Here is a 21,602-nt window from a genome sequence, read left to right on the forward strand (position 1 = left end):
CACGGCTTTTTGCTTTCTTATGTCGGTCTATCTGGCCTGATGACGTCTCATGTTGTACTCTTTACTGATGTATGTGGATACTCATTGTCATTTAGATTTTGCTGCTTTTGATGGCTCTCGTTCTGAGCTGATGTCTGCTTGTCTGGAAAGTAATATTCGGCATTTTTTGGTGCCTTCGACAACCTATATGAGTTGGCAAAAAGTAGCGCAACTTGCTCTTGTTTACCCTATGTGGCGAGTGGCATTTGGTTTGCATCCTTATTTTTTGCGTAGCGAATGTATTGAGAATATTGATAAGCTTGGCGATGTCTGTGAGCAAGAAAAAGCAGTCGCTATCGGCGAGATTGGTCTCGATTTTTGGCCTGATGCGGTGGCTGTAGAGGTGCAAAAGCGCTTTTTTGAGGCTCAATTAAGTGTCGCAAGAGAATTGAATTTGCCAGTGATTTTACATGCCCGTAAAAGCTATGATGTGGTTCTAAAGATGATTCGTGACGCAAATCATACCAGCGGTGGGATTATTCATGCCTTTAATGGTAGTCTAGAGCAGGCCAATCGATTTGTGGAGCGGGGCTTTTTGCTAGGGATAGGCGGAACAATAACTTATCCTCGGGCCAAAAAGGCCCATCGAGTAGTGCAACAATTAGGAGATCATGCGTATGTGTTGGAAACGGACTCGCCTGATATGCCGTTGCATGGTTTTCAGGGGCAAATAAACACGCCTTTGAGTATTCCTAAAGTGGCTTTTTGTCTGGCTGAGTTAAGAGGTCGGATCGTAAATGATATTGCTAAACAAGCGAAAAAGAATCTACTTAGATTGTTTCCTAAGTGGTATGAGGATGAACGTTGAGTAACCAAGACGATATTAATGCACCTATACGTATTTTACTATTAGGGTCAGACACGGAAATTGGCAGCGCCTTATTAGCCTTTTCGAAAGATCAAAATGAGTTTGAATGGCTTTGTCCCTCAGAGAGTGTATTGTTGGGAAGTCAGGTTGAGACTGAACTGGAGACGCTGCAGTACGATGTGGTTATTGATGCTTTAAGTCTGCGTCATGCGTTGCAGGATGACTATTCCAAAGTGCAACATGTTTTGTCTTTGTTAAGTGAAAAGAAGACTGCGCCGATTATGATGATCAGTTCGGTAAGAGTGTTTTCAGGTGAGAAGTCGGCTTCATATTTAGAGACAGATGAGCCGGACGGAACAGACTCGTATGCTCGGGTGTTGATTGCATCCGAAGAGATCGTACTGCGTCATGAAGAAAATATTGTATTGCGAACAGGGTGGTTGTTTAGTGGGCACAGTGATGATTTTGTTTGCCGCACACTTGGTTTGATTCAGGATGGCGTCAATCTGGCTTATAAAGACAATCTGGTAGGCTGTCCTACCCCCGTATCAGACCTTGCTCGCGTGGCATTGTCTGTGATCAAGCAACGCCATTATGGGGCAAAAAACACAGGAATTTATCATTATTGTTGTGCTGAAGAAATTAGCTGGATTGGTTTGGTTGAGGCGATTTTAGCGACGTCTGGTCAAATGGACCCCAAGGTCAATGTTGAAGTGGAGTCAATAGAGGACTCTCTGATGGTCATGGATGGCGAGGTGGCACAAATAAAAAGGCAGTCTTTGTCCTGTCGTAGGGTGTTTAACCATTATGGTGTTAAGCAGCGTCCTTGGCGATCTAACCTGCGAAATTTAGTCAAAGAGCTTTATAAAACGAATTAATCATTAGTTAGGGTCTGACGTGAATAGAATCAATCACAAAGCGGTCATATTAGTTTTTTTATTGCAACTTCTGGTTGGATTTTTGTGGTACTCAGCCGCGCCAACTTCGCTGCTAAGCAGCGGTCAAAGTGCGGCGCCTTTGCCAAATCCGAAAACGGTTATGTTTTTCTGTCTGGCTGCTTTTGTGTATGTGTATTTTAGCGCGTGGTTATTAATAAAAGTGAAGCCTCCATCAAGCTTTTCTATGATGCTGGTAATTATTGGGGTTTGGGTATGTTGCGTGCTGCCTAATTTTGTCTTTATAAGTGTGTATTTGCACTTAACGGAGTCTACCTGTATTTACTTATTGTCATTTGGTGCTGTCAGTTGCTTGATATCTTCTATTGTGCTGCCTTTGTGGCGTTCTTCTCGATCTATTTTTAAAGGCTAAGCGGGCGCTATTTTCAAGGTGGGTTAGTCTGGCAAATATTCTGAATAGACTTTATAAAAAAACGCAAAGAGCTTTAAGGCCTTTGCGTTTTTTTTGTGTTGTGAGAGATTGATTAGGCGGCTATAGATCAGCAGATATCATCAAAATCGTTATTAACCTTTAACGAGACTGGGATGTCGTAGCCTGGTAAACGGATTTCAGACTCTGACATGATTAAGTCTTCGCCCCCGAGAACGTGGAAGCCAAATTTATATATAGGATGGCTTTCACCGTGAATGGCTGCTTGGTTATACGCTTCTGCGGCGATTCGGACTTGCTGGTTTTTCTCTTTATAGTCGGCCATTTGCTCTTGTGAATAACGTTTGCTTAGCATATTCATCACCTTGTGAGGTGCGATGAGGACGGCTGTCGCATTGTTTCCACCAAATCCTTTTGAGTTGAGAAGAGCGGCATCAAAATATTGGCTGCCATATTCTTGGTGTTTCAATTGGAAGTGCAGGCCTTCTTGGTATACGTCATCTGCTAGGGCTTGAGAGGTAACGATCCCAGGAAGAATGCCGTCTTTCCACACACCCAAAGAGAGGTGTAACTGATCGCCACCAGCGGTGCCTTGAGAGTGGCCGATGTAGGCTTTTACTGCAGTAACGGGCATATTTTTCGCCCCAAAACTGGTCGCTGCTTTACTCAGAACGTGAGATTCTGTGACTCGATTTTGAGGAGTACTGGTACCATGAGCCTGAATAAACGTGCGTTCGGTTAGGCCTGTTTTGCCGATCATGTTTTGTAGATAAGCCATGGCTTTGGTCATGGTGAGATAGTTGCCGATACCGGGTGCCGAAATGGATTTTTTATGACCATCGGCGTGTGAGAAAACAGCAGGGATGGCGCCATAAATTTCCGCACCAAGCTCTATTGCTAGCTCATCGTCCATGAGCAGTGTCCATTGGCTAGATTCGCCAATGGTAAATCCGCAGTTTTGCGCGAATGGGCGACAGCTACGAGTATGATCTGGTTCTGCTTGGTTGGATATCTGGTCAAGCGCGAGCAGGGCGGTGTCTTCTGCTAGGGCTCCCATGGTTCGAAAGCCTTCGATGATTTCTGGGGTAATCGGAGCATCGCTTCCCCCTACCATGGCGACACGGAATTTTCCGGTCTTAATGCCTTCAACGGCTTTTTCTAGGTTGAAAAAATAGGTTGCACAAGCGCCAATGGATGTCCCTACATTACCAACACTGCCTAGTAAGTAAGCGTTCACAAAATCGGCAGGCATTTGGGCATAGCCTAATGGCAAATGCTTAGACGTGGTACGTTTTCCCATTAGTGCGGATTTGAGCATGCCGCCAAACCCTAAATCGTCCATTTGCCCAATGGAGTTAGCAGCGTAAACGGCCATCTCATCGGGAGCTACTTTGCTACGAATTACTTCCCAGTCAATACCTGTGCTTTGTAATGCGTCCGAAGCACCATAAACCGTCATTTGCAAACCTCGAGGATGGTTGCGGCTTTGGTAAAGCTTGGCCGCATCAAACCCAGTGGGAAGTTGTCCTGCAGATTTGACTGATAATGGTCTGGTATCTTTGATAAAGGCTTCTAGGTTGCCATCTACTGTGACGCGTGAAAGATTGTCTGAAATCGCAGCAACATGCCAGTTGGCTGGACGATCATCGGGCAGTGAGCGCGTTTTGATCGTAAAACTGAGTTTTTCTTCTTGGCTGTTGGGTGCAAGAACAGATTTCTTATGAAGCGTGACGTGATCAACATCAAATAAACTTGGGTGGATACGACGAATCAGCGTTTGAGCGAGTAACGTCTCGCCAATGCTGTCGATTAGCGCGATATCATCTAAGGCTTCGCCATCATCGGTGTGCCATAAGCCATTTCGATAGTCAGCTGCGTTCGTTAATGTCGCAAGATCGAGTAACACATCTTGTTGCATGTGACTGGGTAGGAGGTCAAAAACAATACGGCGATAGGCTTGATGTGAAGAGCTGCGACCAGCTGAATTTATTCCGCCAAAGCCAATAATAACAGGTAAACGGGCCAATTGAATTTCCTCGTTTTAAATGGGTAAAAGTTAGAGCTATTGTAATGAAGGAGGGCTTAGTTAGCCACCCTACTATATGGAAATAGATGTTATTCCAATCGGCTCAACAGGTTTTTAAGAGACTTTTTTGCTTGGTCTCTATTGTGTTTATTTTAGTATATTAGTTAACACTTACTTTTGGGTCATTTTGGGTATTAAAACGCCACAGTTTATTGTATTCAATAAGTCCTTCTATTTCGTCAACATAGGCCTGCCCGCGTTGCGAGTAGTTATCTAAGCCATGAACAAGAGCGAGCCCTGTAATGGGATCGTGGTCTTTGCGCAAGTTAGCTCGGATCGCTCTTAGCTTTTTGTAGGCGGCGTTTTGATTAAGGTTATCAATGTAGGAAAACACGGACTCTCTTGCATCGTTAAACTTTCTCACTTCATGTGCAGCACCATCATCTCTCGATTCAGGTACTAGGCCGCAGCCTTTTCTAAAACACCACTGACCAAAATAATTATTTCCATCGGTCGCAAATCTAGAAGTTCCCCAAGCCGATTCGTTTGCCGCCTGAGCAAGTACTAAGGAGCTTGGTACAATGTCAACGTAGTTAAGCAGTTGTTTTATGTCATCGGCACTCGGGCTGTCTACTTTATCAAGACCACTACTGGATCTTAAGTCCGAAAGCCAAGCTTTATCTTTTGCTGACAAAGAATCCCCTTTTTTCAGCGTTGCTAACAAGGAGAATAAACGCTTTCTTTGTCGAAGGATTTGGGCATTTTTTTCATCAACAAAAGGTTTAATAAAGCTGAAAAAGGCTTGTTTGCGCTCATTCACATCTTTTATGGCTGAAAAGTCAGGTGTTTTAGTTGTCACCGGATGCTTCTTGAAGTAATCCTTTTCTTCTGCTGAGCTTTCTCCTGATAGATTGGCCTGATCCTGTAGGTCTGCTTCCTCCTCGGCTTCCCCATTAGAAGACTGTTCACTAGACACTTGTCCAGATGAGGCCTGCGATGTGTTATTTTCGTTCAGTTTGCCGACGGATTCTATTTTTAACCAGAGGATAAAAATAAGCGCAAATGATATAAGCCAGAGAATTTTTCTTTCCATAAATGACTAAGGGTCTCGATTCTTTTTATAACATGCAAAGTTCATTGATTTTAAATGAGACTTTTCTAATTAGTGTGTTTTTTATAAAAAAGTGAGTCCATTATCTCGAAAAAAAGCACATTTTAATAGCTTTATCATTTATCTCCTTGGCTTTGTCTTAATATTCGTTATCTTTCACTATGTTTGACGAAATAGCGTAGTTGGGCCCTCAGGGACGATCCTAGTCGGATTTATCATATGGTGACTGTAATAATAATGGCGTTTTATATGCTGTAAATTGACGGTATTAGAGACATTTTTTGTATTGAAAAGTTTTTGTAAGTACCTGTTTAGATTAGGGTAGTCTATTATTCTTTTTAGATTGCATTTGAAGTGACCAAAATACACGGCATCAAAGCGAATGAGGGTGGTAAAAAGGCGCCAATCAGCTTCTGTTTGGTTATCGCCAACGAGAAAAGTGGAGTGTTTTAGTGTCTCTTCGATGTCATCCAGAGTGCTGAATAATGGTTTCAGTGCTTCCTGGTAAGCTTTTTGGGTGGTGGCAAAGCCGCATTTGTATACACCGTTGTTGACCGTATCATAAACGCGTTGGTTGATAGCATCTATCTCAGATGAGAGCTCACTGGGATAAAAGTCCAATGTGTTACCTGTGAGATCATTGAATGCTGAGTTGAACATGCGAATAATATCGGCGGATTCATTTGAGACAATGGTTTGCGTTCGTTTATCCCATAAGATGGGAACGGTAACACGTCCGCTGTAATCCGCTTTGGCTCTTGTGTAAAGTTGATGAGCGAAGCTTGAGTGATAGAGTGGATCGCCCATGTCGATATAGGGGTCTTGAAAGGTGGCGTCTTCTTTGAACTCCCAGCCGTTTGTCAGCATATCAGGATGGACACAGCTGACGGATATGAGATCTTCTAAGTCTTTAAGTTGTCGAAAAATAAGTGTTCGATGAGCCCAAGGACAAGCGAGAGAAACATAAAGATGGTATCGATCTGATTCTGCCGGAAAGTGAGTTGAGTTGGTGCTGTCATAATTGGCCGGACTGACGATCCAGTTGCGGAATACCGCTTCGCTGCGTACAAACTTTCCGCCAGTGCTGTCAGTGTCGTACCATTTGTCTGCCCATTGGCCGTCAATGAGTAATCCCATGTGGTTCTCCTTGTGAGTATCAATCTGTTTATTATCAATGAATATCGAGTAGTTTCGGAGCGTAATATTGATCCTTTTTAATCGAATGATTCGATGTGTTGGTGCTTATGATTGAGCGTTTTCAGTCTTTGTTGATACCGTGCTTTATTCTGCTGGCCAGTGTGTACGGTAGTTTATATATCAGCCATCTGCCACCTCTTTGGTTTGCGTTGTTGCCGTGGATGCCTGTCATTTTATCGGCTGTTGCGGTGTTGCTAGCTTGGCACTTCAACAAAGGGCGTGTACTTGTTGTGATCTGTTTGTTGTTGATACCCAAGGTATATGGGCATTCCAGTACGGAATCGGTGAACGCTTATTTGGCTGTCTCCTGCTTTTGCATTGCGCTATTAAGCTTTGTTCGTGAACGCGGGTTTTTCAATCGCTTTGTTGTGAACCGTTTTTTGTTCATTGCCATGTTGCTGGCTTGGTGTTACGCCGTTGATGCTAAGTGGGTGTCTTTTTCCTTTCTGGATCAGTCATTTTTATCTTTCCAGATCACATGGTCTACGCTGTTGTTGTGGTGTGTTTTGCTGGTTAGTGTGGTGGTTACTGGCTGTACGTGGTGGCTCGCCAATGATGCTTTTTGTGCCAGTGCATTGATGAGTATCGTTGGCTTAATGGTCATGACCCTGTTTTCTATTTCTTCGAATCAGGTCGATGTGCTGTTGTCTGCACAGTGTCTTGTATGGCTGTTCTTTTTATTAATGGAAAGTCATCGAATGGCGTACCTGGATGAGCTGACAACGTTGCCAGGTAGACGAGCTTTAAATGAAAATTTGTTGGGATTATCTGGGAAGTATGCCTTGGTAATGGCAGATGTGGACCATTTTAAGTCATTTAATGATACTTATGGGCACGATATGGGAGATAGAGTACTAGCTCATGTGGCCCGTCAATTACAGCGATTTTCTCACCCTGGGCGGGCGTATCGTTTTGGTGGTGAGGAGTTTACTATGGTCTTTCGTGCCAAAGTACTGAGCGATATTGAGCCGATTTTAGAAGAGGTTAGAACTCAGATTGAAACCATGCCAGTTGAAGTCTATGACCCTAAAAAGAAGAAAACCATTGAGACCAGTGTAACGGCCAGTTTTGGTGTGGCGTTGTCGACACCAGGGGAACTGGCTGATGAAGTGTTAATGCGCGCGGATAAGGCGTTGTATCAGGCCAAGCGCAAAGGGCGAAATTGTGTTGTGTTCTCTAAGCCGACTAATCATCGGTCGAGTAAAAATAAGGCAAATGTGTAAATTTGTACGATTGGTCAACTTTTTGTTTCGTAGCTATTGCGTTGGACAAAAAGATCTCTATAATTCTTAAAAATTGAATTATTGACCATTTGGTTATTTTTTATTGCAAAGAAAAGTGTCAGGTGGTTTGAGGCGATCTGTCTCAGCAGAATATGGTGTTATAAGTGATAAATGACTTAATAGCACACATAAAAGAGCCAACGTGGTGCAGCAGTTAGCGTAAATGATGAATGCCTAATCATTGTTTTTCGTCTCTGCTGTGAGGGGAAATGGGGAGCTTTGGCTCCCTTTTTTTATGCCTTACTATCGCGTTTCACCTTCGTTTAGGTGATTTCTAATCAATTGTCTTCTTATCCAATGATTTCTCTAGTGCCAAAGCCACCGATCTTCGCGTTATAATGCTAGTTGCCTATTTCATGACGCCAGTTAAAGAGGTTCTATTTTGTCAGAAGCAAAACGACCAAAAGATCAATTAAAAACTCATATCCGTGAGCACAATCAAACCTTAATTTTGGATGCCGCGGAGCGTGTGTTTGCACGTCAGGGATTGGCTAAAACCACGACACAAATGATTGCTGATGAGGCAGGTTTGCCGAAGGCAAATGTTCATTATTACTATCGCTCTAAAAAAGATTTATTAGAGGCAGTACTCGAAAAAATCCTGACTTTATGGTTGGATTCGGTGAGTCGTTTCACTCTAGAAGAAGGCCCTAAAGCCAATTTGACGCGCTATATCAGTGAGAAAATTGACCAATCGCGTATGAATGTGAGTGCTTCGAAAGTCTTTGCGATGGCTTTGATCGGCGAAGAAGCTTTTGTGCTGGATTTTCTTCGTGAGTATTTTGTCTCTGAATTAAGTCGAGAATCTAAGACAATTCAAGCATGGGTAGAGCAAGGGTTAATGGACCCCATTTCTACCGAGCATCTTTTTATCAGTTTGTGGGCAATGACACAAACCTACGCGGATTTTGATGCCCAAGTAAAGATTATTCTGCAGAAAGATCAGCTTGAAGAGTCTGACTATGATGAAGCGAAGCAATTTTTGACTCGTATGGTGTTGGCGGGTTGTGGTGTGAAGGAAGAAAACTGATGACCATTCAGAGTGCATTGACGTTCTTTGTGGCGATTTTTATTTTTAGTATCACTCCAGGCCCTGGAGTGTTCGCAATTATTGGTCGAAGCTTAGTGAAAGGAGCAAGGCAGTCCATCGCCCTGTGTGCTGGCATGGCCTTAAGTGATATCGTGTATTTGATCATGGCCTGCTATGGCTTAGCCGCCATTGCCGCCAAATGGGATCTATTATTTTCTGTGATTCGCTATTGCGGTGCGGCTTATCTGTTGTACCTTGGTTGGAAAATGTGGACCACTCCGGTCTCTCAGGATATGTCCGGCACAGATAAAAAAATGGCTAAGCAGGGAATCGCGAGTTTTTTTCAGGGGTTCCTGATTTCGGCTTCTAACCCGAAAGTCATTTTGTTTTATGTGGCATTTTTACCCAGCTTTATGGATGTGACAGCCTTGCATGGGACGGATATTGTCTTGGCCGCAGCATTGGCCTTTTCTGCTTTGATGCTGGGGTTAACCTTGATCGCGGTGAGTGCCTCCCAGGCCCGTCGTTACATGAAATCTGAAAAAGCGATGAAAGGATTGAATCGCTCTGCTGGTAGTATTATGGCCTTGGCTGGGGTCTATCTTGGGATGAAAGGCTAGGCGCTCTTAAGCTTTCAGTTTTTCATCAATAAAAAAGCGCCTGTCGATATCGTCGGGCGCTTTTTGCGTTTATGTCGCTAACCTTATGTTTTATAGATTTCGTCTGATTAAAGAGTGTGATTAACGAGTGCCATAAATGCGGTCACCTGCGTCCCCGACACCTGGCCGAATATAAGCATGGTCGTCTAACTCACGGTCAATCGTGCCGATAAACATGGGGACATCAGGGTGCGCTTTTTTGAATGCTTCGATGCCTTCTGGTGCGGCAAATAGACAAATAAAACGAATGTCTTTCGCACCCATGTCTTTCATTTTACTAATTGCGGCAATGGCAGAGTTACCCGTTGCGAGCATCGGATCGACAACAATAATAGTTCGCTCATTGATGGAATGCGGCATTTTAAGGTAGTACTCAACGGGCTGTTTAGTATCTGGGTCGCGATACATGCCCACGTGACCGACACGGGCAGAAGGGGATAGCTTTAATACTCCTTCTGCTAAACCATTTCCAGCGCGCATGATGGTGACGATACACAGTTTTTTGCCTTTGAGGACTGGGCTTAAGGTAGTCTCTAAAGGGGTTTCTACTTCTGTATCAACTGTTTCCAAATCCCGTGTTGCTTCATACCCAATGAGTGTGCCGAGTTCTTCAACCAACATGCGAAATTCACGAGTACTGGTGTTTTTGTCTCGAAGACTGGTTAGCTTATGCTTGACGAAGGGGTGTTCAATGATTGAAATGTCAGTGTAAGTACTTAATATCTCGTCACGAGTCATGTCGGTGTCCTTTTTTCGAATAGAGAACCAAGCGGATGTTAGGCCGTTATTTCAGGTTGCTTGCAGGAATAATACCACAATGCTTTCCCTCTGAATAAACAATCCTGTCTACTCAGTCATAATCGATCCATCATTATGTGGATGAGTAGTGACATATCTGTTTTCTGATCAATGGATAAGAACTTAGGAGTCCATCCCGTTTCCCTAGGGATTGTTTTTATTCAGTTTGTCACTACATAAATAAGCAAACTTAACGGCTGTTTTTATTGAATTGTTTGCCGCAAAGCAAGACACACTAATCTTGACGTATTGGGAATATATATGAGTAACGATGAACAGTACCCAGATCAACATGATGAGTCATTGATGGATGATACTAATGAAGAGGTGGTTATTAGCGACCCACGTGCGTTGGCGTTGCCGGACGACGTGCTGCCAGATACTTTGTACATTTTGCCGATTTCTAGTCGTCCGTTTTTTCCAGCCCAAGTGCAACCGGTTATGGTGGATGCAGATCCATGGGAAGAATCATTAGAGCGTATTGCCGATAATCCACAAACCGCTGTGGGGTTGGTGTATACCGATAAAGTCGCAAGCGGTGCGCCACCAGTTGACTCTTTCCGCACTATTGGTTGCGTGGCAAGGGTTCATAAGGCAGAAAGACAAAACGATAAAATCACTTTTTTAGCACAAGGGATTAAGCGTTTTGAAATTGTAGAATGGCTAAGTGATAGTACACCCTATTTGGCGCGGGTGCGTTATTTAACGGACTCAAAGGAAACGGACAAAGAGTCGAAAGCCTACTCGATAGCTATTTTAGATGCTATTAAAGAACTTATTCGCTTGAACCCTTTATTCAGTGAAGATTTACGTCAATATTTAGGCCGTTTTTCCTTTAGTGAGCCCGGCTTGTTGGCGGATTTCGCGGCCTCGATTACTTCAGCTGATGGGGGGGATCTGTACGAGATTTTGGAGACCATTCCGGTGCAGCCTCGTATGCATTTGTCATTGACATTGCTGCGCAAAGAGTTGGAAATTGCGCGTTTGCAGCATGAGATCAGCGCTGAAGTGAATACTAAGATCAGTGAGCATCAGCGAGAGTTCTTTTTGAAAGAGCAGTTAAAAGTGATTCAAAAAGAGCTGGGTATCTCCAAAGATGACCGAACGGCGGATGTAGAAGCCTTTGAGGCGCGCCTGAAAGACAAAACTGTCCCAGACCCTGTGCGGGAAAAAATTCAAGAAGAGCTTCATAAGCTGAGCATTTTAGAAACCGGATCACCCGAATACGGTGTGACTCGTAATTATTTGGATTGGGCGACCGCCTTACCATGGGGGGTTCATTCAAAAGACAATTTAGACATTAAAGCGGCTCGTGAGGTATTGGACTCTCATCATTCTGGTCTAGGAGATATTAAAGACCGCATTGTTGAGTTCCTAGCTTTGGGTGCGCAGCGAGGAGAAATGGGCGGCTCCATTTTGCTATTGGTTGGCCCGCCAGGTGTGGGCAAAACGTCCATTGGTAAGTCCATCGCAGAATCACTCAATCGTAAGTTTTACCGCTTTAGTTTAGGGGGAATGCGCGATGAAGCAGAAATTAAGGGACACCGTCGAACTTATATCGGGGCCTTACCCGGAAAGTTTGTCCAGGCATTAAAAGACGTTGAAGTGGAAAACCCTGTGATCATGTTGGATGAGGTGGATAAGATTGGCTCTTCTTTTCAAGGCGACCCAGCATCAGCACTTCTAGAAGCTCTGGACCCTGAACAGAATAGTGAGTTCTTAGACCACTATTTAGACATGCGCATCGATTTGTCTAAAGCTTTATTTGTGTGCACAGCCAATCAGCTGGATACCATACCCGCACCATTGCTGGATCGTATGGATGTGATTCGTTTGTCAGGTTATATTGCTGACGAAAAATTGATGATTGCCAAGCAGCATTTGTGGCCCAAACTGTTAAAGAAAAACAAGTTGTTGAAAAAACAGCTAAACATTACCGATGCCGCATTGCGCCATATTATTGAGTATTATGCCCGTGAGGCAGGTGTGCGAGGCTTGGATAAATTACTGCAAAAAGTATTGCGTAAGTCAGTCGTGGAGTTACTGACCGGAGAAAAGGAAACCATCAATGTGGGGGTGAAAGACGTAGAAACCCTATTGGGTATGCCTTACTTCCGCCCAGAAAAAAACTTGCAAGGTGTGGGCGTAGTAACGGGGCTTGCGTGGACGTCTATGGGGGGCGCGACCTTGTCTATTGAAGCCAATAAAGTGCACGAATTAACCCGTGGTCTAAAGCTCACCGGGAAGCTAGGGGATGTGATGAAGGAGTCGGCTGACATTGCGTATTCCTATGTTTTTTCTCATACCAAGAGCTACCAAAGCCATCCAGAATTTTTCGATAAGTGTTTGGTGCATTTGCATGTGCCAGAAGGCGCCACTCCAAAAGATGGCCCAAGTGCTGGGGTGACCATGGCAACGGCTTTATTGTCCTTAGCGAAAGGTAAACCGATACGTAAAGGGTTGGCGATGACAGGGGAGTTAACACTCACCGGTCAGGTGCTTGCTGTTGGTGGTATTCGCGAGAAAATCATCGCTGCCAAGCGCAGTAAAATCAGCGAAGTAATTCTCCCTGAGCCCAATCGTCGTGATTATGAAGAGCTGCCAGAGTCAGTAAAAGAAGGCATGACCGTGCATTTTGCAGAACGTTTTGCGGATGTGGAAAAAGTGGTGTTTGATCGCCGCAGTAATGATATCCATTAAAGCCGCCAGAAAATGTGGGCTGAGTGTCATGATTGTCTTGTGATATATTCACAAAGAATGCGTTCTCACTAAGCTAGAGACATGAGAAAATATCGCAGCCGGGCAGGCGAGAGCTTGTCCGGCTTTTTCATGTCTTTGAGCTATAATTTTGCGGCTCAATTAATCGTATAGGGGAAATGAATGCCTGATCAGGCAAAACTCACACAAGGTTCGACGTTAAAGCATGTGGTGGTGATGTCTTTTACCAATGCGCTTGGCTTGATGTGCATGTTTTTGGTGGATTTGGTGGATATGCTGTTTCTGTCCTTTCTGGATGAGAAAGAGGCTTTGGCTGCTGTTGGTTATGCCAGTACCGTGATGTTTTTTACTATTTCCATCAGCATTGCGGTGTCGGTTGCGGCCACCGCATTAGTGGCAAGAGCCATTGGTGAGGGCAGGGTTGAGGAAGCTAGGCAGCGAGCCGTTAGTGTATTGGTGTTTGGGGTACTTTTTTCCACCGCGATTGTGGCTTTGCTATGGCCTAATGTGTCGATGATTTTGTCTTTTATTGGCGCAAGCGGTCGCTCTTTATCTTTGGCATCTGGCTATTTGCATATTTTGATACTTGGCATGCCTGCTGTGATGATTGGTATGATAGCCTCTGGCATTATGCGTGCGCTAGGCGATGCGAGACGAGCAATGTATGTCACTTTGGTTGGTGGCATTATTAACGCGGTGTTGGATCCGATTTTTATTTTTTCCCTTGGGCTAGGAGTAGAAGGAGCGGCGTTGGCTTCTCTGATTGCTCGTCTTTCGATGGTCGTGGTGTCGTATTATGGTGTGGTGTCTGTTCATAATATGTTGGGAAAATTTCATTTTTCCCACTTTTTCAATGATATACGGCCGATTTGTGTTATTGCCTTACCGACTATGTTAACCAATATGTCCTCACCCTTGGCTAATGCGATTGTTATGGAACATACTGCGACCTTTGGTGACGATGCTGTTGCTGCGATAGCCATTATTGGTCGTATTATTCCAGTGGTATTCGGTGGACTATTTGCTTTATCCGGTGCGGTAGGACCCATACTTGGGCAAAACTATGGGGCGGGACATTTTGACCGTATGCACAGAGCCATAGGCAGTGCTGTGCTCTATGCTTTTGCTTATTGTTTGGCTTTGTGTACGGCTTTATATTTGGCTCAGGATTGGTTGGTGGCGATTTTCCATGCTACGAAAGGGACGGCGGATTTGATTCATTTTTTTGCGACCTATGTCTCCTTTAGTTTCTTTTTTCAGAGTTTGTTGTTTATCGGCATTGCGGTGTTTAATAACCTAGGTAAGCCTTTTAACAGCACCTTGTTGAATTTTGGCCGCGCCATCTTGGGGACTTGGCCGTTGATCATTGTTTTTGGCTGGTTTATGGGAGCCGAAGGGGTGCTGTTAGGGCAGGCTGTTGGGTCGGTTATTTTCGGTTGTCTAGGGTTCTTTTTAGGTCGTCGTTATATTCATACCCTTGAGAAAAAAGAAACTCGGGAACTCCGGATTAATGGCAGTCTAGCCTATGATGAACCTCTTCTTTAGATAGATGTTAATTTTGCTAGTTTTGTATGGATCTGCTTGCCCAAAGTAAGAACTCTTGGTTGCCATCGCCACCTTTAATAGGGCTCTCAATATAGCATTTTACTTGGAACCCCAAGGATTGCACAAAGTGTTGCATATCTTCCGACAGCTGCTCGATACGTTGCTTGTCTTTGACTAGGCCACCTTTGCCAATGAAGGCTTTGCCGACTTCAAATTGAGGCTTTACTAACGTAATGAGTTGCCCTTGAAGGCTTAATAGGGCAGGAAGTTGCGGTAATATTTTGGTTTGAGAGATGAATGATACGTCCATCACGGCGATATCAAAGCCTCCCGTTGGGAAATGCGCACCAAGATCCTGTTGACTTAAGTGGCGAGCGTTGATGCCTTCTAAGCAAATGACTCTGGGGTCTTCTCTTAATCGTTGATCCAGTTGGTCATGACCTACTTCAATTCCGACGACTTGGGCTGCTCCATGTTGTAAGGCGCAGTCTGTAAAGCCTCCGGTCGATTGGCCGACATCCAAAACTCGATAGCCTTGAATATTTAGTTGAGTATGGGCAAGGGCGCCTTCCAGTTTGAGCGCGCCTCGAGAGACATATTTATCAGCGTCCGTTGCGGTGACATGTAACTCACAGTCTGCGTCTAATTTTAAGCTGGGTTTGGTAACGGCTAACCACTTGCCATCCTGACAATAGGTCACTCGACCTTCACTGATAAAGGTTTGGGCTTGCGAGCGTGATTTTGCGAGGCCACGTTCAGTCAGTAATAAGTCGATTCGGGTCATTGGTAAAGCTCAGTGGTTAATGGTAAAAAGACGTCATACTAACAAAAAGTTCTAATCCGCAGTAGATTTTAAGGAAGCCAATATATGCCATTAAAAACATTAATCACCGTTGATGAGTTGAAGGCGTGTGCAGACGATAACAATGTAGTGATTTTAGATTGTCGTTTTTACCTAACGGATCACGGGAAAGCAAAGCGTGAGTACGATAAGGGACACATAGCGAAAGCGATCTTTGTTGATGTCCATCGCGAGCTAGCTAGTGCAGAAACGACAACCAGCGGACGACACCCTTTACCAAGTGAAGAGGTGTTTGCTAAACAGCTACAGCAGTGGGGTGTGGATCTCGATAGTCATGTGGTGGTTTATGACGATGCGAGTGGTGCTATTGCTGCACGTGCTTGGTGGATGCTATCGCAGCAGGGAATCGATGTACGAGTATTGGATGGTGGCCTACCCGCTTGGGTTCGTTCAGGCCTACCCTTGTCGGATAGAAACGAAGTACCTGTCGCATCCTCAGTGTCTATTTCTGTTGCTTTTCCATGGGCTGTAGATGTGACTCAAGTGATTGAAAACATGGAAACGGATGTCTTTCAGTTGGTGGATGCCAGAGGAGAAAGTCGTTATCAAGGAGAAGAGGAAACCATCGATCCGGTGGCTGGCCACGTTCCTGGAGCGTTGAACCATCCATACTCGCAAAACCTTGATGAAAATGGTTGCCTAAAAAGTCCTGAAGCACTGCGTGGTGTCTGGCAAGACCTTGTCGAGCAAGATAAAACATTGGTTAACTACTGTGGTTCAGGAATCACGGCTTGTCACAATGTTTTGGCGTTGAATCATGCTGGGTTGGATTTTAATCAAGTGTATGTGGGCTCATGGAGTCAGTGGTCAAAAAGAATGGTGCAAGCCGCAGGCCTGTAAATAACTACCTTTTTTTTACTGCAGATTTCAAAAAGCCCACCCTCCTAGGTTTAATTCAGGAGGGTGGGCTTTTTGTTTTTTTAGGAAGAGTGTTCTCTAGGTATTATTTGGGGGTAATACCAGCGATGAAGATTTGTACTTGCTGGTGGTTCTCTCCCCAAATGTGCGTTTTGATCGCTTGTAACATTTTTTCCGCTTCTTTTAAGGACACCACGCCGTCTATTAGTTTTATCCCCACACCTTCTTGAGTAAAGAAAAAATGCCAAGTGTGGCCGTCAATGCGAACTTCGCCTTCGCCGTTGCTATAGCTTAATTGTTCAAATGGGTAATCTGCAGGTACAAAGCAAGCGAGTTCTTTGCCTGCGCTGCCGTAATTTAGGTCTGGGATATAGCCTTGTCGGTCAACTAGTTCAAACTTCATATATCACTCCTCATTATTATTGTCGGTCATCTCTTAATTAGGGGGAGTCTTGTTCATCCCTCATCACAAGTTAGCATGAGAGAAGGGCTGGGTGTGACAAAAATAAGCAAAAGTTTGATCTTTCGCTTATTTTTTTAAGGGAAGCATGATGGCTTTAGGGTACCACATAGCCGAAGCCCGAGGAGTCTGGGTTAACGGGTGTATATTGCCATATAGCGCTCGGCCATTTTTTGTGGTGTATAGTTGATGAGTCTTGCGGTCGCACCAGCTTTCAACTGTTCTTGTAGAGAAGGGCTTTCGTATAAAGTGACAATGGCTTCTTTAAGTGCCTTGCTGTCATTGGGCGGTACGAGTAGGCCTGTTTCTTGATCTAAGATGATGTCAGGAATGCCGCCTACGCGGGAGGCTATAATCGGCACCCCTGCATCCATCACATCTAATAAAGTAGAGCCTAACCCTTCATTTCTAGAGGGGAACGCAAACATATCCAAGAAAGGCAGATAATCTCCAATGTTGTTCTTAAAGCCCATCCAAGTGATATTACCAAGGTGTTTTGCGTATGCTTTGAGTTCTTCTTTATCAGCACCGTCGCCAAAGAATACAAAGTGTAGCGCTGGGTGGCTTTTTTCAAGCAGGCTGGCGGCATCTATCAGGACTGTTTGCCCTTTATGACGATCCACCAAAGCGCCTACGTGTCCAATGAGAATTTTATTGGGAAACTCGGCTTTAAAGGCCTCGCCTTCTTGGCGGTTCGCTTCTAGGTGTGCCAAGGTGCTGGGGATTTGTTCAACTTCTCCCCAGTGCTTATCGCGAATATGTTCCGCAATCAAAGTGGAAATCCCGACACGCATCTTGGCGTTGCGATAAGACGCTTTGTTCGACCATTTTTCTTTGATTGGTGTATCCACGCGGCGCGTCAATATGTAGGGAACTTGTCGCAAAAGCTTGTGAAGATAAGCCCAATGAACGGCTTTGGCTTCATGGGCGTGAACGATATCTACATGAGGAGCGGCGAAATGCCCGCTTAATTGATGGTTAGCGGTTAAAAATGAGACGTTTGGCACGCTTGCTAGTCGGTCTCTCAGAGGGGAGTCGTCACGGCAGGCAACAATTTGTTTAACCTCAAAATGTTTGGCAAGCGCTTTGATAAGTAGCTCTGTTTGTCTTTCTCCACCACGAAAGCCTTTGGCAAGGTTGACGTGCATGATTGTCGGTGTTTTAGTCAAAATAAGCCTACTTACCAGATATTATTGAAGTCGTCTTGCTTGGTAACACTAGGGTCGCGCTGATATTCAAGCAGTTTTGCGTATTTTAAGTAACTATTAATCGCGGAACTAAGGGCAATGGTCATACCATCGACCCCACCTAAAAAGCCCCGTTGAAAAATATATTTGCGAATAAACGCATTGAGCCCGTGAAGGAAAGGGGAAAAGGCATTGGCTTTTTTGCCTTTGGCATACATGATTTTTGCCGCACGACCACTGAAATTGCGCCCTGGCTTGGCAAACAACTCGCCGATGTGATTGAAAGAAAAGTGGATAATGTCTGCGTTAATGTCTTGAGTCGTTTTCGCTTGCACACTGGCATGTTGTTTGACGTCAGAAAAGCGGGTTTTATCCGTATCGTAAAGGCGAATACAGCGGTCAGGGTACCAGCCACAGTACTTTATCCAGCGGCTGCCAATGCGGTTTTGTCGACGAAAGGAATAGCCCTCGACCGTTGAGGCAGCTAAATCCAGTTGTTGGATAGCTTGCGTCATTTCTGGTGTAAGGCGCTCATCGGCATCCAAACTGAGTACCCATCTGTGTTGAGTGTGGGCCAGAGCAACGTTTTTTTGTATGCCGTCGCCGAGATAAGGCTGGTGTATTACGGTGGCTCCGAGTTCAGTAGCGATTTCCACTGTCTTGTCCGTGCTGCCTGAATCGACAACGACGATGTCATCGCAAACAGTTTGCATTGATTCTATGCAGGCGGCGATGTTTCTTTCTTCATTTAGGGTAATAATGTTGCCGGAAATCTTCATGATGGGCTCTTTAGTATTGACTCTCTAATAGATGAACAGCGTGTTCTGTCACGCTTTCGATGTCGATGGTTTTAATATCTTGGCCTGTTTGTGGAATCACTTTACGAGACAATGCGTGGTTAAGAAACCATTCGGGGTTGGGTTCTCTGTAGATACCGATATAGGGTTTTTGTAAGCACTGAGCAATATGAGATGGACCACAATCGTTGGCAATGGTCAAATTGCATCGACTGGCTAATTGGGCAATGTCTTTAATCGGTATGTTGGTGTGCAACGACAAATTATTGGATTCGGCCATTAATGCTTTCATGATATTGATTTCTTCTGTTTCGTCTGGCCCTAATAAAACATGAAGATGACAGGTTTTATTCAGTTGTGTTGCGATGGCATTGCCTGCTGCGATGAAGTTATCAATGCCCCATTTTTTGATCTCGCCTGCTCCTCCTCCTGGCATTAATAACAGATTGAGTTGTGTTGTCGCTACCTGCAAAGAAGAGCTTTGAGCCAGAACTTGGAATGGGGCCGCCAGAGCTGGTAAAAGTGCCGATTCTTCTTTTATGAATATCTTTAAGTAGTTGAGGGCTCGATATTCATCGTCACACATTTTATTGTATTGCGTAGCCGTTAATTCAATCAAAAAGTCATTAGCTACTAAATCAAAGACTTGCCCCCCCTTAAGCGCTTTATACATAATCATAAGGAATCGATTGTTGGGGCGTAAATTCAACAGGTTGTCGCACTTGTTGAGTTGTTTTAAGTCGTCCATGCGATGTTTTGAATGGATACACTCCTGTACCCAGGGCAACTGGCTATAAATCCAAGACACATTGTTTTTAGATAAGAGTACCAGTGGCTTTTTTTGACAATAGTGCTCACTAAAAAAGTGGAGTACTGGAATCGTTGTGATTTGAGCACCAAAGTGCGGCCTGTTCCTGAGTAAGACGACGTTCATTGTGGGAGAATGGTCCTTATAACGATGTCAGGAGTGAGTTGGTTTTGACAGTTTGTGTGCCCAAGAGGGCAGGTTCGTTTAAAACAGGGTGAGCAGTCCAGATGAAGACTATGGATGGTTTTGTTCTGTGTTAAAGGAGGAGTGAACTTCTCGCTGGTCGAACCGTAAATACCATGGACTTCGGTCCCCACTGCGGCGGCAACATGCATTAAACCAGAATCATTACTGACCGCTTTATCGGCGGCGGCCAGCAAGTCGATGGCATCGACGAGTTTGGTTTTTCCGCATAAATTAACCGCGTACTGTCCCAGTCCTTGTATGATTTGCTCTCCTCCTTCCACATCTTTTGGCCCCCCTAAGACCCAGACCTGATAGCCTGCTTCAATAACTCTTTTTGCTAAATCGTGAAAATAGGCAAGAGGCCATTGTTTCGATGGGCCATATTCCGCGCCAGCCATAAGGGCAATGGCAGGACGATCTGATAGTTGGTAGGTGTGGTAAAGTGCTTGTTGATTGTCTAAGTCGACCCGAAGTGACGGGTGGGGGATAGTGCTTGGCGCGCTATGTAAGTTTTCTGGCAGTCCAAGGGAGACAAAGCGCTTAACTGTCTGGTCAAGGAGCTTTTTATCGAGCTTACGGCGTTCGTTGAGCAACAGATAGCGCTGCTCGCCTAAAAAGCCTACGCGATGTTTTGCTTTAGCAAAGAATGGGACTAAAGCCGATTTCCATGAGCGCGGCATGACAATGGCGTGATCATACTGTTCATCGCGAAGGGAATGACCGAGCTTGCGGCGTGTACTAATGCCCCATTCCCCATGCCCTGTCGGTAGTGTAATAGCGCGGCGAACTTCCGGCATTCTAGCCAGTATCGGTGAGGACCAGTTAGGGCCAATAACATCAATAATTGCCTCTTTATCACGCTGTTTTAACGTAATAAAGAGACTTTGAGCCATGACCATGTCACCTACCCATGAAGGGCCGACGATTAGGTATTTAGCCATTCGTATCCAACCAGTTCAGGTAGTCTTGAACACCTTGTGCTAAACCACGGAAGCTACCTTGATAGCCCGCTTCACGAAGTTTGCCGATGTCCGCTTGTGTGAAGCTCTGGTAGGCTCCTTTTAAATGTTCAGGAAAAGGAATGTATTCGATCTCGCCACGTTGGTAATGGTCAATAACGGTTTCAGCGATAGTTCTAAAGGGTTCTGCTTTACCTGTCCCCAAGTTAAAAATACCAGATTTATCGGTATTGTCTAAAAACCACAGTTTGGTTTTGACTAAGTCTTCAACATAGATGAAGTCTCGGCTTTGCCCACCGGCCTCATAACCATCGTAAGCACCAAATAACTTTGGATTTTCACCTTCCAATACCTGATTACGAAGGTGGAAAGCAACACTGGCCATACTACCTTTGTGCTGTTCACGAGGGCCATATACGTTAAAGTAACGAAAGCCAACAATTTGGCTGCTAGCTGTGGGAAGAACCGCACGAATATATTGGTCAAATTGGAATTTTGAGTAAGCGTACATATTCAGAGGTTTTTCATTTTCTCGCGCCTCTTTAAAAACAGGACCAGAGCCATAGACAGAGGCTGAAGACGCGTAGGAAAAAGGGACCTTATGACGTAAACAGAAGTCCAATACCGCTTTAGAGTATTGGTAGTTCACATCCATCACAAACTTACCATTCCATTCGGTTGTGGCAGAGCAGGCGCCTTCGTGGAAAACGGCGGTAGGAATGATACCGAGCGTATCGTTTTTAATGGCATCAAGGAAGTCGTACATGTCCATATAATCGGCGATATCAAGATCCGATAGATTTAGGCATTTTTTGCCATCGGTTAAATCGTCGACAAGAAGAATGTTTTTAATGCCTTTTTGGTTTAAGGCTTGAATAATGTTACTGCCAATAAAGCCAGCGCCGCCTGTTACAATATACATAATAGTTTGTCCTGCTAATAAAG

The 21,602-nt window shown here is 44.6% G+C and carries 19 protein-coding genes; 8 read left to right on the plus strand and 11 right to left on the minus strand.

The features are described 5' to 3' along the window. Window positions 1-49: 49 nt before the first annotated feature. Both JHD45_RS00755 and JHD45_RS00760 read left to right on the plus strand, forming a co-directional pair. Window positions 50-847 (plus strand): TatD family hydrolase, encoded by a 798-nt coding sequence (locus JHD45_RS00755; RefSeq protein WP_233407476.1) that lies wholly within the window; start codon window positions 50-52, stop codon window positions 845-847. Then, window positions 844-1,725, plus strand: coding sequence for a sugar nucleotide-binding protein (locus JHD45_RS00760; protein WP_199474051.1), 882 nt, complete (start codon window positions 844-846; stop codon window positions 1,723-1,725). The genes JHD45_RS00755 and JHD45_RS00760 overlap by 4 nt, the downstream gene beginning before the upstream one ends. Window positions 1,726-2,282: 557 nt before the next feature. Here JHD45_RS00760 and JHD45_RS00765 read toward each other — a convergent pair. From JHD45_RS00765 to JHD45_RS00775, 3 genes are all read right to left on the minus strand, one after another. Further along, window positions 2,283-4,199, minus strand: coding sequence for a beta-ketoacyl synthase (locus tag JHD45_RS00765; protein ID WP_199474054.1), 1,917 nt, complete (start codon window positions 4,197-4,199; stop codon window positions 2,283-2,285). 160 nt (window positions 4,200-4,359) lie between these two features. Then, window positions 4,360-5,292, minus strand: coding sequence for a glucosaminidase domain-containing protein (locus JHD45_RS00770; protein WP_199474056.1), 933 nt, complete (start codon window positions 5,290-5,292; stop codon window positions 4,360-4,362). A 177-nt stretch (window positions 5,293-5,469) separates the two neighbouring features. Next, window positions 5,470-6,447 carry a glutathione S-transferase family protein gene (locus JHD45_RS00775; RefSeq protein ID WP_199474059.1) on the minus strand — a complete coding sequence of 326 codons (978 nt, stop codon included), beginning with the start codon at window positions 6,445-6,447 and terminating at the stop codon, window positions 5,470-5,472. A gap of 107 nt (window positions 6,448-6,554) precedes the next feature. Between JHD45_RS00775 and JHD45_RS00780 the strand changes: the two genes are divergently transcribed. The 3 genes from JHD45_RS00780 to JHD45_RS00790 all read left to right on the plus strand — a co-directional run bounded on the left by JHD45_RS00780 (window position 6,555) and on the right by JHD45_RS00790 (window position 9,440). Beyond that, on the plus strand, window positions 6,555-7,730 hold the full coding sequence (locus JHD45_RS00780) for a GGDEF domain-containing protein (RefSeq protein WP_199474062.1): 1,176 nt from the start codon (window positions 6,555-6,557) through the stop codon (window positions 7,728-7,730). Between the two features lie 442 nt (window positions 7,731-8,172). Next, the gene (locus JHD45_RS00785; protein WP_199474065.1) at window positions 8,173-8,820 is read left to right on the plus strand and encodes a TetR/AcrR family transcriptional regulator; all 648 of its coding nucleotides are present in this window, start codon (window positions 8,173-8,175) and stop codon (window positions 8,818-8,820) included. Next, entirely contained in the window at window positions 8,820-9,440 is a 621-nt protein-coding gene (locus JHD45_RS00790) for a LysE family translocator (RefSeq protein WP_199474068.1), read from the plus strand. The genes JHD45_RS00785 and JHD45_RS00790 overlap by 1 nt, the downstream gene beginning before the upstream one ends. 120 nt (window positions 9,441-9,560) lie before the next feature. Here JHD45_RS00790 and upp read toward each other — a convergent pair whose 3' ends face one another. Then, window positions 9,561-10,217, minus strand: coding sequence for a uracil phosphoribosyltransferase (gene upp / locus JHD45_RS00795; protein WP_199474071.1), 657 nt, complete (start codon window positions 10,215-10,217; stop codon window positions 9,561-9,563). 321 nt (window positions 10,218-10,538) lie between these two features. Here upp and lon point away from each other — a divergent pair, with 321 nt between their 5' ends. Continuing rightward, complete coding sequence (gene lon / locus JHD45_RS00800; RefSeq protein WP_199474074.1) at window positions 10,539-12,977, plus strand: endopeptidase La; 2,439 nt, start codon at window positions 10,539-10,541, stop codon at window positions 12,975-12,977. 180 nt (window positions 12,978-13,157) lie between these two features. Then, window positions 13,158-14,540: an MATE family efflux transporter gene (locus JHD45_RS00805; RefSeq protein WP_199474076.1), complete on the plus strand. Its 1,383-nt coding sequence runs from the start codon at window positions 13,158-13,160 to the stop codon at window positions 14,538-14,540. Between the two features lie 16 nt (window positions 14,541-14,556). Here the strand turns inward: JHD45_RS00805 and JHD45_RS00810 are convergent, their stop codons facing one another. Then, a complete protein-coding gene (locus JHD45_RS00810; protein WP_199474078.1) occupies window positions 14,557-15,324 on the minus strand; it encodes a TlyA family RNA methyltransferase in 768 nt (255 codons plus the stop codon). Window positions 15,325-15,408: 84 nt separating this feature from the next. Between JHD45_RS00810 and JHD45_RS00815 the strand changes: the two genes are divergently transcribed. Beyond that, window positions 15,409-16,242 (plus strand): sulfurtransferase, encoded by an 834-nt coding sequence (locus JHD45_RS00815; RefSeq protein ID WP_199474080.1) that lies wholly within the window; start codon window positions 15,409-15,411, stop codon window positions 16,240-16,242. A gap of 103 nt (window positions 16,243-16,345) precedes the next feature. Here JHD45_RS00815 and JHD45_RS00820 read toward each other — a convergent pair whose 3' ends face one another. The 6 genes from JHD45_RS00820 to rfaD form a co-directional block, all read right to left on the minus strand. Continuing rightward, on the minus strand, window positions 16,346-16,663 hold the full coding sequence (locus JHD45_RS00820) for a hypothetical protein (protein WP_067341754.1): 318 nt from the start codon (window positions 16,661-16,663) through the stop codon (window positions 16,346-16,348). A 191-nt stretch (window positions 16,664-16,854) separates the two neighbouring features. Then, the gene (locus JHD45_RS00825; protein WP_233407477.1) at window positions 16,855-17,889 is read right to left on the minus strand and encodes a glycosyltransferase family 4 protein; all 1,035 of its coding nucleotides are present in this window, start codon (window positions 17,887-17,889) and stop codon (window positions 16,855-16,857) included. 11 nt (window positions 17,890-17,900) lie between these two features. Then, the gene (locus tag JHD45_RS00830; RefSeq protein ID WP_199474082.1) at window positions 17,901-18,686 is read right to left on the minus strand and encodes a glycosyltransferase family 2 protein; all 786 of its coding nucleotides are present in this window, start codon (window positions 18,684-18,686) and stop codon (window positions 17,901-17,903) included. A 10-nt stretch (window positions 18,687-18,696) separates the two neighbouring features. After that, the gene (locus JHD45_RS00835) at window positions 18,697-19,383 is read right to left on the minus strand and encodes a glycosyltransferase family 9 protein (protein ID WP_199474084.1); all 687 of its coding nucleotides are present in this window, start codon (window positions 19,381-19,383) and stop codon (window positions 18,697-18,699) included. 251 nt (window positions 19,384-19,634) lie between these two features. Then, window positions 19,635-20,639 (minus strand): lipopolysaccharide heptosyltransferase II, encoded by a 1,005-nt coding sequence (waaF, locus tag JHD45_RS00840; protein WP_199474086.1) that lies wholly within the window; start codon window positions 20,637-20,639, stop codon window positions 19,635-19,637. Beyond that, complete coding sequence (gene rfaD / locus JHD45_RS00845; RefSeq protein ID WP_199474088.1) at window positions 20,632-21,579, minus strand: ADP-glyceromanno-heptose 6-epimerase; 948 nt, start codon at window positions 21,577-21,579, stop codon at window positions 20,632-20,634. Before rfaD ends, waaF begins: the two co-directional genes overlap by 8 nt. Window positions 21,580-21,602: the final 23 nt, after the last annotated feature.

Source organism: Marinomonas spartinae (assembly GCF_016461715.1).
Classification (GTDB): domain Bacteria; phylum Pseudomonadota; class Gammaproteobacteria; order Pseudomonadales; family Marinomonadaceae; genus Marinomonas; species Marinomonas spartinae_A.